The organism is Veillonella parvula (genome assembly GCF_032575955.1).
In the GTDB taxonomy this organism is placed as follows: domain Bacteria; phylum Bacillota; class Negativicutes; order Veillonellales; family Veillonellaceae; genus Veillonella; species Veillonella parvula_J.
This window is the reverse complement of the sequence record NZ_JAWFXN010000001.1, coordinates 337,493-351,660: the sequence shown is the minus strand read 5'-3', so window position 1 is coordinate 351,660 and position 14,168 is coordinate 337,493. Positions and strand designations below refer to the sequence as shown.

Here is a 14,168-nt window from a genome sequence, read left to right as displayed (position 1 = left end):
ATTATCTATAACTATATCACTATTGTGTAGCTTTATTTCAGAACTACATTGGTAGCTCCTGCACCACCTTCATCATAGCCTGCCGTTTCAAAATGAGCTACATTCGGTAAGGTACGCAAATATTGATGTACACCTTCTCGTAATGCGCCAGTCCCCTTACCGTGAATAATGCGCACTTGATTAACACCACCAAGTAAAGCTTGGTCAATAAATCTACCAACAGAAACTGTCGCTTCATCTACCGTTTGTCCAAGAATATTGATTTCAGTACGAACCTCTTTTTGGCGTTGTACGGCAGAGCCCCCCATACGCTTTCTAGTCTTAGGCATAGCTGCTTTTTGTTCCCGTTCAAGCTTATTTCCTTCTTCACGTGTAGTAGATTGTAATTCGCTAACCTTTACAGTAGCTGTTAGTCCATTAATATCTACATTCACACGATTGCCATTGATAGCTAATACGGTACCTAATGAGCGTAAAGATGTAACATATACTGCTTGGCCTACCTTAATAGTATCTGCAGTCAAAGATTTACGATCATCATCTACTGGAGATTCTGGTATATGTACATTAGAGATACCCTTACGTGCAGCATTAATAGCAGATTGACGCTTATCCTTATTTGTTTCAGAGAATTGCGATTTCAATTGCTTGATAATCGCTTCCCCTTCGACGCGTAAGCTACGTTTCATAGATTCTGCATCAGCTTGTGCTTTGGCTAAGATTTGTTTACGCTTTTCGTTAAACTGTTTCTTTTCCTTCTCTAATTGACCACGCATGCGACGTGTTTCATCAAGCTCTTTCTTTAAGGCTCTTTCCCGTTCAGATGCCTTACGAAGTTGCTCATTCAAATCTGAAAGGACTTCTTCCATTTCATGGCTACCAAATTGAGATTTATACTCTGCAGCGCGCGTTACGATATCTTTTGGCAAACCTAAACGGGCCGCAATACTCAACGCATGGCTACTACCAGCTACACCGATATGAAGTCGATATGTAGGTTTTAAGGTACGCTCATCAAACTCTACGTGGCCATTTTCAATACCTTCCGTATGGTATGCATAATTTTTAAGCTCATTATAATGGGTACTTACCATCATAAGGGCACCTTTTTTACGGAAGAACTCAAGAATAGATACAGCAAGTGCACTACCTTCTTCTGGATCAGTACCAGACCCAAGTTCATCCAGTAAAACCAAGTCGTTAGGACCACAATGTTTAATGATGGAAATAACTTGTGTCATATGAGCAGAGAACGTACTAAGGCTAGCCTCAATACTTTGCTCATCTCCAATGTCGGCAAAGATATTATGGAATACTGGTAACATAGATCCGTGATCAGCAGGGATAAATAGACCACATTGATTCATCAAACTCAACAGGCCTAATGTTTTAAGGGAAACTGTTTTACCACCTGTGTTAGAGCCAGTAATTAGCAAAATACGGTACGATGTGCCTAATTGAATATTCGTAGGCACTACCACATTCGGTGAAATTAATGGGTGACGAGCTCTCATGAGATTAACTGTTCTATCAGTACTCAAGATTGCTGGTACACCCTTATAAGAAATAGCAAGGCTCGCCTTACCATATACAAATTCGATATGTGATACCTTTTCACAAGCATCCATCAAATCATTGCTATGTTGTTTGACAAGAGCCGATAACTCGCGGTAAATACGCAAGACCTCTTGCTCTTCACCAATCAAAGCCTCTTGTAATTCATTATTTAGATTCACCAAACGCATCGGTTCAATGTAAAGTGTTTGACCCGTTGCAGAACGGTCGTGAATAAGGCCATCAAAGTATTGGCGATACTCTTGTTTTACAGGAATTACGTAACGATTATTACGCTGCGTAATGATGGTTTCTTGGAAATACTTTTGATTATCTTTATCATGCAGGATAGCTTGAATATCATTTTTAATCTTTTCACGAGTTTTAATAATCGTATTTCTAAGGCTCGCCAATTTAGGAGACGCTGTATCAAGCAATTCCCCCTTTTCATCAAAGACGCGTTTAAAACGGTTTTCAATGCGATCTGTATTCGGCATATCCTGTACCCATAGGGATAGCAATGGATAATCCATATATTTCGTTCTAAAGAACTTTGTCATGCGCTTATAAGCACCAATGGTCAAATAAATATCCCACAATGCTTCACGAGTAAGGACAAAGTCTTTTCGACTCTTTTTACAGGATTCACGAATATCTCGTGTACCACCTAACGGTTGTTCTACCTCTGTTTGTAGTGAACGCATAGCCTCTGCTGTTTCATCAAGATTCTCTTGAATTTGTTTTGCATCGATCATTGGCTCAATATTCATAGCCAATTCTTTAGCAATGGTAGAACTACAATGCTGTTGTAATTGTTCTTTTATATGGTGAAAGTCTAATACATCTTCGTTAAACAATGTACTACCTCTTTTATAAAATACCTCTAAAATAGTGGCCCCTTGTAATAGGCGTATCATCCTTGCCTACGCTTTTAGGAGGAGCCTCTTTTGTTCCATTTTGAATAGATACATAATCTGCTACAATGTTACGCAATCGATGTGGATCCATATGACGCCCATCGATGCGCAAGATATGTAGACCTTTACGATATAACTCGGGCACGTAAGCACGCATATCCATTTCATGACTATTCATGATGTGCATGCGGCAATAAGGATCGGTACGCAATGGGAACACTTCCCCTTTACGGTCCTTCAATGCATAGTCCTCTGTTACACATGGCATAGGACAGTTTTCCTTTTTGCCAGTGCCCACAAAACTAGCGATGGCACAATACTCAGAAATCATCATTTCTGTATAACCGTGTACCATTACCTCTAATGGCAAATGAGCAGATTTTTGTAAGTTTACTAATTGTGCCAAGGTCAACTCTAAGGATGGAGCTATACTACTCATATTAAAATCTTGCCATACTTGTAGTGCAGAGCCATTGAATATGTTAAGACCTGTATCAGCTTCAATAGCACCTGAATATCCTAACTCACGAAGCCATAATAGAGCTTGTGGCATATGAATAGAAATGCTATCTGGTTTAGACTCAACTATGGCCTTAAGCGTATTCATGTACGCGTCTACCTCATCATCTTTAACGACGCGAGGCGTAGCAAATACACAAAGCACATTATGCTCTTTACAAAGTTTGGCTACCTGCTCGTAGATGCTAATTTCATAAGGCTTACGTTGCAAACGGTCACCACCAAAGATAATCTTCTTAGCACCCCCTTCGATTGCTGCTTTTACACCATCGAGTTCATCAACGCGAGCACTCACCATAGGCTCTGTGTATTGAACCTTACTTTTAGCTACTAATGATGACATATTTCGGGGTTCTACAGCACGTTCTGCCCAAGCTGCTTCATGGTCTGTAAGCAACAAGTTTTCTAGCGCCTCTACAGCATCTCGGCGCAATGCATTTAACACACTAGCTGGCCACATATAAGGTCCATCAGGAATAGACATAGAGCCAAGCGTAAACAATGTATTACCTAATCTACCTACTTGGTCTGTAACCTTCTCTAATGTAGTCGGTTTATTATTAGCATAAACCGGTTCAAACTCATTAGATACTGTCACAGTACGACCATCATTTAATACAAAGGTAAGGTCTGTGCAAGGTTGTTCTCGGTCTGTATTAATAGATAGATAACCATGTACCTCTAATTTAGCACTGAAATCTTGTAAGCCTCGTTGCTTTTGAGATTTTGGCGTAGATGCTAAAAATACTTGTCCCGCTGCAAACCCTTCATCAGGTTTGCCTACAAAATGCTTTTCATCCATTAAGGACCAATTCTGATCAATTTGATAATACGTAATACTACCAGAATCTTGCATTACCTTTAAAAGTGATCCTTTTTCAATCGGTTCTGTTAGGAATAAATGAACTTGTCCTTTTTTGACCTCTGCTTTACCAATTAATTTGCCTTGATTATTTGGAGCTACAACAGTCATCATAGATTTCCCTACATGGTCTGTTAAGTAATCTGTAGAGAAGCCACGATTAAACCCAGACGCCAATGCATCGGCATCAGCAGCATCCATATGAGCCGTATCTAAAATATGACGATAGGTCCCAATGACTTGACGCACATAGGAAACCTTTTTCATACGCCCTTCTACCTTAAAGGACGTAACACCAGCAGCTACGAGCTCATTCATATGCTCACTATAGTTAAGATCCTTTGGGCTTAGTAAATAGGCTTCGTGTTTAGGTAGCAAACTAGTACCAGAAGAATCCAATAGTTCATAAGGCAAACGGCAAGGTTGTGCGCAGGCACCACGGTTACCACTGCGACCACCGATAAAGGAACTCATCAAGCATTGACCAGAATAGCACACACATAAGGCACCATGTACAAAGACTTCGATTTCAGCTGTACAGTTTTTACAAATATGTTCAATTTCAGAGAGGCTCAATTCACGAGCCAATACAACACGGGTAAAACCGAGTCTTTCATAAAAACGAACAGCATCTAATGTAGCAGCCGTCATCTGCGTACTGCCATGCAAGTGAAGTTTAGGAGCCACTCGTTGTGCCAATTTAGCAACTGCTAAATCTTGAACGATAATAGCATCCACACCGATGCGCTCTAAGTCCTTTAAATACGCCTCGAGATCCTTTAATTCGGAATCACCTATGAGGATATTTACGGTTACATATACGGACACATCTAAAATATGAGCCAAACGAATAGCCTCAGCCAGTTCTTCAATGCCAAAGTTTGCTGCATGAGCACGAGCATTAAAGCCTTTACCGCCAAGATAAATAGCATCAGCCCCAGATTCTAAAGCGGCTATAAAGTTTTCCATCGTACCGGCAGGAGCCAATAATTCCATGGATAATCCTTTCTACCTAACTAAAGGTATAACTATAGTACTAAAAGGGTTTACCATATGGTAAACCCTTTCAATATACTGCTTGAGATTAACGTAATCTGCAGTTAATTTCTGCTAATGCATCGATAATAGCTTGAATGTTACCATCAATATCTTCATCATTCAACGTGCCTTCCATAGAGCGGAATTGCAAGTTGTATGCAAGACTGCGGTAACCAGCTTCGATATGTTCACCTTCGTAAACGTCGAAGATAGATGCACTTTCTAAATATTCGCCACCATGCTCTTTAATGATAGATAAAATTTCACCACTAGATACGGACACAGGTGCCACAATAGCAAGGTCACGGCTAGTACCTGGGAATTTACTGAAAGATGTATAGCGGAATGCTGGAATCGTTAAGGATAATACTGCTTCCAAATCGATTTCAAACATGTATACTTTTCCTGGTAAATCAAAGTTTTTGCTCACTTGTGGATGTAATTCACCATATTGAGCAATCATTTTACCATCAACTACGTATTGAGCACTTACACCAGGGTGGAAGTAAGGTTCAGTGCCACGATTAATTTCATAGCCTTTAACACCTAGTTCAGCCAACAACGCATCTACGATACCTTTTACATCATAGAAATCTGTAGTGCGTTCTGCTTGATTCCAGCCAGCTTGGTTTGCTTTGCCCATCAAGATACCACAAGCCATAGGGCGTTCATGAGGTACCTCTGTCAAAGGCAATGCTTTTGGTTCATATACATTCGCTGTTTCAAACAACCAAAGATCCTTATTTTGTTGCGCAATATTGCGTTTCGCAGCTTCGATAACAGCTGGCACCAATGTAGTACGCATATAAGGGAATTCTTCGGAAATAGGATTCAAAATTGGAATGGCTGTATAACGGCTATCCCCTTCAGGAAGCATCATATTGGAAAGGCCATCTTTATGCATAAAGCTAAATGTAATGATTTGAGTCATACCCAATTTAGCTAACGTATGTGTTACCTCTTTCGTAAGAGCTTTCTTAGGCGTCATACCACCAGAGGACAATACGGCTACAGGAATTGTAGGAGCAATATTATCATAGTTATAAATACGAGCTACCTCTTCAGCGATATCAGGCATTACTGTTACGTCACCGCGCCATGTTGGAACGAGGGCAGATAATTGGTCCCCGTCTTCAGTTACAACGAATTCAAGGGCAGTCAAAATGCGAACCATTTCGTCTTTTTCAATGTTTGTACCCAAGTAATCGTTGATTTGTTTTGCTGTGAAAGTAACTGTATGTTGCTCTACAGGGTTCTTGTACAGATCGATAATGCCTACGTCAACTTTACAGGATGGGCAAATTTGTTGCAACAACTGTGCTGCTCTGTCGATAGCATAGGCAGTGTATTTATGGTTTACGCCACGTTCAAAACGTCCAGATGCTTCAGAACGCATACCAAGCGCTTTTGCAGTGCGGCGAATGGATGGTCCATTAAACACAGCAGCTTCAAGCATAACAGTAGTCGTTTCATTTGTTACTTCGCTATCAAAGCCACCCATGATACCAGCTACACCTACTGGGCGTTCTGCATCAGCAATAATAAGCATAGAGTCATTCAATTCACGTTCAGAACCATCAAGTGTAACAAGAACTTCACCATTTTTAGCACGTCTTGCCACTAGTTGATGACCTTTTACATGGTCATAGTCATAGGCATGCATAGGTTGACCAAGTTCTAACATAACATAATTTGTTACGTCTACTACATTATTAATAGGACGAATGCCGCTATTACGTAAACGGTTTTGCATCCACAATGGGGATGGCTCAACCTTAACATCAGTTACTACACGAGCTGTAAAACGCGTACAAAGGTCATCAGCTTCGATAGATACAGATGCTTTGCCTTCAATGGATTCGCCATTCTCGTTAACCATAATAACAGGGAATAAAGCTTTTTGATTTGTCATGACTCCAAATTCACGGGACAAACCAACCATTGAGAAGCAATCAGCTCTGTTAGCGGTGAGTTCAAATTCATATACTGTATCATTTAAGCCTAAAACATCTTTTACATCAAGACCAATTGGTGTTCCTTCAGGGAAAATGTAAATTCCTTGAGCTTCTTCTGGCAATACTAAGTCGCTAGAGATACCAAATTCTGCAACAGAGCAGAACATACCTTCAGATACAACACCGCGCAATTTACCTTTTTTAATTTCTGTGCCATCAGCTAAGCGAGATTTATGATACGCTACAGGCACAATTTGACCTACTGCCACATTAGTAGCAGCCGTTACGATTTGCTTAGTAACAGGCTCCCCTTCTTCAGTAAGACATTCTACTTGGCATACTTGTAATTTATCTGCATCTGGATGTTTTGTAATCTCCACGATTTTGCCAGTATAAATTTTCTTAATGCCATTATCCATAGCAATGACATCTTCTACAGGAATACCAGCTTGTGTTAATTCATCGGCCAATTCTTGAGCAGGACGATTCATATCCACAGGCACGTATTCGTTCATCCACTGTAAACTTGCTTTCATGAGTTCCTCCTAAAATTGTTCCAAGAATCGTACATCATCTTCAAAGAATAGACGTAAATCGTTAATGCCATATAAAAGCATAGCAATACGTTCTACGCCCATGCCAAAGGCGAAGCCTTTAACCTTTTCAGGATCGTACCCATTAATACGCAATACATCGGGATGAACCATACCGCAGCCCAAAATTTCAAGCCAGCCTGTATGAGAACATACGCGGCAACCTTCACCACCACACATTACACAAGAAATATCTACCTCTGCAGATGGCTCTGTGAATGGGAAGAAGCTTGTACGGAAACGTACCTTTGTGTCATCACCATACATGTGACGTAAGAAGGACTCTAATGTACCTTTTAAGTCAGCAAATGTAATATGCTCATCGATGATGAGACCTTCCACTTGATGGAATACAGGGGAATGAGTCGCATCATAGTCCCAACGGTAAACCTTACCAGGCGCAATCATACGGATTGGGCTATTAGGTTCATGACGTTGCATTGTACGAGCTTGTACTGGAGATGTATGCGTGCGTAATAAGAAGTTTTCTGTAATATAGAAGGAATCTTGCATATCACGTGCAGGATGATCTTTAGGCAAGTTTAAGCATTCAAAGTTATAGTAATCTTGTTCTACTTCTGGACCTTCTTCAACGGTATACCCCATTTTCATGAAGAAGTCTTCAATCATTTCATTAACCTTCGTTAATGGATGGATATGACCAGATTTTGGTGCACGGCCAGGCAATGTAATATCGATGCGCTCTTGTTCTAAACGAGCATTTAACTCGGCAGTTTCCATATGAACTTTAAGCTTATCAATTTTCTTCTCTATATCTTCTCGAACAGCATTAACAAGTGCCCCCGCTTTAGGACGTTCTTCTGGAGATAGTTTACCAAGACCTTTTAGTAGAAGCGTTAACTCACCTTTTTTACCTAAATATTTAATGCGTATATCTTGTAATCTATTTTGTCTCAATTTTAAATTTTTTAATAAAACTTTACAGAGTTCATCCATATCGCGACTCTTATTATTCATATTTTGTAAGTATTCTATATCACCAATGGCATCAAGGGCTTCTGCCTTAATACGTTGTAATTCTTGTTCCATTCAAGCATCCTCCTATTTGTAAAAGTCTAAACTATATTATACCAAATCAGGGTTGTCTTCTTCAATAAAACGCCATGGTAATTCAGGTAATGGCTTCTCTTCTAGTACAAAAAATGTACCCCGTGCTAAATGAACGAGTTCACCTAATTCATTATAAATACGAGCTGTCGCAACCATGGTTGTTTTACCATTGTGCTCTACATTGGCTACCCCACGCAATACAGTACCGCCTTTAACAGCTTTCACATAGTTACCATTAAGATCAATAGTACTCACAGATTTGCCTAATGTAAAACAAGCTGTTCCCATCACACTATCTGCTAAGCCAATACATACGGCACCATGCAAATCCCCTCTAAAATTGCAGTAATCTGTTTCATTTGTTTGCAATGTCATTTCCGCATGACCTGGTTCCACTGCTGTAATCGCAGAATCTTTCACCCAAGAAAATGGGTTTTGATCTCGTAATTCGTTGAAATATTCTAACAATGTTGTAGCCATAAGGTTCTCCATTCTATATACATACCCATAGATTAACTAATCTAAATACTAAGTCTATTACATTACCTGTATGAAAATCTCTATAGTTATATGTCAAAATTCAATACAAACATATAAAAATGGTGCGTTACATCATACATATTGTATCATGCAACGCACCATATGCGAATAACTCTATCTAATTACATGGTATGTTCTTAAGAAAATACATTTATAAATTCAAAACTATTCATAATGCAATGCATCGATTGGATTGAGTTTAGCCGCTTTACGGGCTGGGTATATACCAAAAATCAAACCAATAGCCATGGAAAAGGCAAAGGACATTATGATTGTTGGAACAGATACAATTGTACTCATTCCAGATACTATTCCAATTACTTTTGAGGCTCCTATACCGAAAGCAATACCAATAAAGCCCCCCATCAAACTGATTACAACGGCTTCTATTAAGAATTGCGTAACAATTACGCTATACGTAGCCCCCAAAGCTTTACGCACACCAATTTCTCGAGTCCGTTCCGTTACAGATACAAGCATGATGTTCATAATACCAATGCCACCTACAACTAGAGAAATCGCAGCAACAGCCCCCAGGAATAACGTAAATGTTCCGGTCGTCTGAGCCACTGTTTCCATAATAGATTTCATATTTTGAATATTGAAATCATCCAAATTTGTATCTTTAATATTATGACGAACACGCAACAAGTTCTCTATATCTGCCTGCAAACGATCGATGCCCTCATCATCCTTAGCCACAACATACACCCTGCGAAGATAGTCAATGCCCTCTACGCGCTCCATTGATGTTGTATATGGAATTAACACCGTATCGTCTTGGTCATTACCCATGGTTCCGTTCCCTTTACTTTTGAGAACACCAATGACACGGAATGGAATATTTTTAACACGAATTTCCTTGCCTACAGGATCTTCATCACCAAACAAATTTTTTACTACCGTTTGTCCCACAACCGCTACACGTTCTCGGTTCTGAACATTTTTATCGGAGAAAAATCGACCAGATGTCATAGTCCAATTATTTACGTCCTGAAAGTTAGAATTAACCCCCGCAACAGATGTAGTCCAGTTTTTATTTTGATAAATCACCACATAAGAGCCATTTGTCATAGGACTGGCGGCTTTTACACCTTCTAACTTGGCAATAGCTTCATAGTCAGATATTTTCAACGATTTCATGGACCCCTGCGAAGGTCTAGCACCTGGCGTCCGCGGCGCCCCTGGCAGAACTACCAACAAGTTAGAGCCTAAGCTAGAAATAGAATCCTCAATATCTTGCTTCACCCCATTACCGATAGATACCAATGCAATAACAGCTGCTACACCGATAATGATACCTAACATGGTCAAAAGGGAGCGCAATTTATTAGCAATCAAGGAAGCCCATGCCATTAGAAAACTTTCTTTATACATTAGGCACCTCCTTTATAGGAGTCATATTAGAATTGAACGAATCCTCTACGATTATCCCATCTTTCAAGACTACATTACGACTCGCGTACGTAGCAATATCCGGTTCATGTGTAACTAGAAGAATCGTACGGCCTTCATCATGAAGGCCTCGAAAGATGTTCATAACGTCAATGGTTGACTTGGAGTCAAGATTCCCTGTCGGTTCATCAGCCATGATAATAGCGGGATTATTTGCCAATGCACGAGCAATCGCCACACGTTGACGTTGCCCACCAGACAACTCGGATGGCAAATGGTCCATACGCTCGCCCAAGCCGACAGACTGTAATAATTGAGTGGCCCGTTCAATGCGCATCTTTTTATTTACACCTGCATAAATCATAGGAAGCGCTACATTTTCTAGGGCTGTTAATTTTGTCAACAAATTAAAGCTTTGAAATACAAAACCGATCTGTTTGTTACGTACATACGCAAGCTCATCATCAGATAAGGTAGCAACCTCGTCTCCATTGAGTCGATAAGAACCAGTTGTAGGTCGGTCCAAACATCCGAGAATATTCATAAAGGTTGATTTACCAGATCCAGATGGCCCCATAATGGATACAAATTCACCCTTATTGACAACTAAATCAATACCATGTAGAACAGGTACTGATAATTTGCCATTCACATAGGTTTTTGTAATTCCTTGTATGTCAATTACTGTTTGGTTCATAAGCACCTACCCTTAGAATGGTCCAGCTACATTATTTTTTGGTGCATTCACATCACCACTTACGATAATTTCATCACCTTCAGATAAACCTTTTAAGATTTGAACATTAGTATCCCCAGTTACACCTGTAGAAACAGCGGTTCGTACTGGTTGACCATCTTTTATAACATATACATACTCACCTTGTTTGTCCGTACGTACAGCAGTAAGAGGAACTACCAATGTATTTTTAATATCTTCACCAAAAATTGTGGCACGAGCCGTCATAGTTGGTAGGAAATTACCTGCAATATTTTCAGGAATTTGAACCTTAACAGTATAGTACACAACACTACTACTTGTAGTGCCCATATTACCTTTTGTACCTTTTGCAATTTCAGAAACGTAACCTGTGAAAGTTTCACCTGGCTTAGAATCTACAGTAAACTCTACTTTAGCACCTTGTTTGATATTGCCAATATCTGTTTCATCTACAGTAAGATAAATCTCTAAATTTTTTAAATCTGCAATGGTAGCAATGATCATTTGTGTGGAGATACCAGTACTAATAGTTTGACCTGCTTTTAGTGGTGTACCTACAACAGTACCAGACATTGGAGCTGTAATCGTAGCATCACTTAAATCCGCTGCAGCACGTTCATAGGTAGATTTAGCACGTTCATAAGCTGTTACAGAATCATCATATGTTTGTTGTGCAATAGCATCTTGAGCCGCCAAAGATTTATAACGATTCATATCAAGTTCTGCTTTAGCCAACGCTGCACGGGCATCATCAACAGATGCTTGTAATTGACGTGTATCAATATAAGCAATAACTTGACCAGCCGTAACTTGATCATTCTCTTTAACTAAAACTTTTTCAAGTTTACCAGCAACGTTTGTAGAAACATCTACATAATTTACAGGGTTAATAGTACCTGTAGCACTGATACTAGTTTTTACATCACCCTTTTCAACCTTGCCAGTAGTGTATAACGTTTGTGCTTGATTTGCATTTAGACTATCCATGTAGTAATATGTGCCGCCACCAAGAACACAAAGAACAACAGCACCTGTTACTATACGTTTACGATGCTTTTGTAAGAACTCTTTCATTATGATCTCCTTTTTTTAAGATGAAGATATATTAAAAAGACATTTATTCTATATCAACACATATAGTATTTTTAAATTATACAGCACCAATTGCTTTTACGCAATATAATTTCATTAATGAATAAATTATGATATATAAAAAAATGGCCCTTACGGGCCATTAACTACTCAATATTGATAATAGTCTATAATCCTTTTCATCAATTGGAAATTCAAGACGTTCTGCCTCTTCATAAGATAGGGCGCGGATATGACCATCTATATAACCTACTAATCGGTTATCAACACCACTCATTAATAGATTAAGGCAGGCTTCACTCATACGAGCCGCTAAAATAGCATCAAATGCCGATGGACCACCACCACGTTGTAAGTATCCTAACACGGTTAAGCTAGGATCAAATTCCGTATGCTCCTTGATGAAAGCTTTCACCTCACCGCTGTTATAGGCACCTTCTGCAACGAGGATGACACTATATTCTTTACCCCGAATTTGTGTTTCCTTTAAATGACGACACACCGCATGTAATGACATTGGATTTTCCGGAACCAAAACTATTTCTGCCCCACAAGCTAGTCCTGCCTTTAATGCAATATGTCCAGCTTTGCGCCCCATGACCTCCACAATGGCTACACGTTCATGGGAATTTGATGTATCCCGAATACGTCCAACCGCATCAACTACCGTATTAAGAGCCGTATCATAGCCTATCGTATATTGTGTACCACCCATGTCATTATCTATCGTACATGGAATGGTCATAGTAGACATACCAAGTTTAGATAAACTTGTAGCACCACGCATGGAGCCATCACCACCGATAACAACCAAATGGTCAATGTCATAAGCTTTCAAAATATTATAAGCTTTGCGTTGAATCTCTTCATTTTGAAATTCTGGAAAACGTGCTGTTTTCAGCATCGTACCACCTTGTGTTATGATGCCACCAACGTCTCGATTCGATAATGGAAATATCTTTTCCTCAATGATACCTAAATAGCCACGTTCAATACCAAATACTTCAAAACCTTCATGTATAGCTTTTCTAGTTAGTGCTCTTATGGCGGCGTTCATTCCAGGTGCGTCTCCGCCGCTTGTTAGTATTGCGATTCTTCTCATATCCATTACCCCCTTGTGGTGTACGTTGTTTGGATATATTATGTGCCTTACCTTTTTTATTCGTTTGATTAGAAGTCTTTTGTTTATACCTTTTATCATAACGAATTTTATTAGACATTGCTCTTTTTGATACTGCTTCAGAAATCTCTTTTTTCCTACTTTGGTGATTATTCAATTGTATATCTTTAGATGCTTCTTTAGCATCTACATCGTTTGTATCATTGGGTTGACGTCTTGCTTTAAATTGCACATCTGAGGTATCTAATTCATCCTCAATACGCTGTATAAAATCATAGGTCCGGCCATTTGTTGTATCTAGTACAAAATCGCACTGCTTATACACGGGCTTCCACGATTGTATCATAGCATGTACAAAGGCATTCACATTACTATAGTCCATTGTAGGCCGTTTCCCAACACGGCGATTCACGCGACTGACAATACGGAATTGTGCAGCTCGGATACCAATAATATAGGAATATTTTTTTAATACCTTTAAGGTGCGATGTTCAATAGGAAAATTCCCCCCCACAGAAATCACTGCTTCATGGTATAAGCAAACCTTTTTTAGTACATCCATTTCGGCGCGGCGGAATGCTTTTTCTCCTATCTTTTTAAATATCTCAGCAATGGGCAACCCAAAACGACTTTCTAATACGCGATCGGTATCTACAAATTGCCACCCCTTGCGTTCCGCAAGGTTTCGTCCGAAGTGACTTTTGCCACTTCCCATAGAGCCGATGAGCATAATATTCCGTTTTATTATCATCTATTATGTGCCCCTTATCATTACATATCCTTCATTGTACTAT

At 39.5% G+C, this 14,168-nt stretch carries 10 protein-coding genes; all 10 read right to left on the bottom strand.

The window, feature by feature from the left end; all coding sequences use genetic code 11:
- Nucleotides 1-32 precede the first annotated feature (32 nt).
- Nucleotides 33-2,411 carry an endonuclease MutS2 gene (locus tag E7L28_RS01630; RefSeq protein WP_316692378.1) on the bottom strand — a complete coding sequence of 793 codons (2,379 nt, stop codon included), beginning with the start codon at nucleotides 2,409-2,411 and terminating at the stop codon, nucleotides 33-35.
- 13 nt (nucleotides 2,412-2,424) lie between these two features.
- Nucleotides 2,425-4,848, bottom strand: a complete 2,424-nt coding sequence (locus E7L28_RS01625; protein ID WP_316692314.1) for a U32 family peptidase — start codon at nucleotides 4,846-4,848, stop codon at nucleotides 2,425-2,427.
- Nucleotides 4,849-4,936: 88 nt separating this feature from the next.
- The gene (gene pheT / locus E7L28_RS01620; RefSeq protein WP_316711411.1) at nucleotides 4,937-7,381 is read right to left on the bottom strand and encodes a phenylalanine--tRNA ligase subunit beta; all 2,445 of its coding nucleotides are present in this window, start codon (nucleotides 7,379-7,381) and stop codon (nucleotides 4,937-4,939) included.
- 9 nt (nucleotides 7,382-7,390) lie between these two features.
- Nucleotides 7,391-8,395, bottom strand: coding sequence for a phenylalanine--tRNA ligase subunit alpha (gene pheS / locus E7L28_RS01615; protein ID WP_316692045.1), 1,005 nt, complete (start codon nucleotides 8,393-8,395; stop codon nucleotides 7,391-7,393).
- A 129-nt stretch (nucleotides 8,396-8,524) separates the two neighbouring features.
- Nucleotides 8,525-8,989, bottom strand: coding sequence for a PaaI family thioesterase (locus E7L28_RS01610; RefSeq protein ID WP_316692043.1), 465 nt, complete (start codon nucleotides 8,987-8,989; stop codon nucleotides 8,525-8,527).
- A 225-nt stretch (nucleotides 8,990-9,214) separates the two neighbouring features.
- Nucleotides 9,215-10,426: an ABC transporter permease gene (locus E7L28_RS01605; RefSeq protein WP_316692041.1), complete on the bottom strand. Its 1,212-nt coding sequence runs from the start codon at nucleotides 10,424-10,426 to the stop codon at nucleotides 9,215-9,217.
- The gene (locus tag E7L28_RS01600; protein ID WP_060918892.1) at nucleotides 10,419-11,141 is read right to left on the bottom strand and encodes an ABC transporter ATP-binding protein; all 723 of its coding nucleotides are present in this window, start codon (nucleotides 11,139-11,141) and stop codon (nucleotides 10,419-10,421) included. The genes E7L28_RS01605 and E7L28_RS01600 overlap by 8 nt, the downstream gene beginning before the upstream one ends.
- A 12-nt stretch (nucleotides 11,142-11,153) precedes the next feature.
- The gene (locus E7L28_RS01595; protein WP_004697057.1) at nucleotides 11,154-12,236 is read right to left on the bottom strand and encodes an efflux RND transporter periplasmic adaptor subunit; all 1,083 of its coding nucleotides are present in this window, start codon (nucleotides 12,234-12,236) and stop codon (nucleotides 11,154-11,156) included.
- Nucleotides 12,237-12,396: 160 nt separating this feature from the next.
- Nucleotides 12,397-13,311 carry an ATP-dependent 6-phosphofructokinase gene (locus tag E7L28_RS01590; RefSeq protein WP_237301837.1) on the bottom strand — a complete coding sequence of 305 codons (915 nt, stop codon included), beginning with the start codon at nucleotides 13,309-13,311 and terminating at the stop codon, nucleotides 12,397-12,399.
- A complete protein-coding gene (locus tag E7L28_RS01585) occupies nucleotides 13,283-14,125 on the bottom strand; it encodes a shikimate kinase (RefSeq protein ID WP_316692039.1) in 843 nt (280 codons plus the stop codon). The genes E7L28_RS01590 and E7L28_RS01585 overlap by 29 nt, the downstream gene beginning before the upstream one ends.
- Between the last annotated feature and the right edge of the window lie 43 nt (nucleotides 14,126-14,168).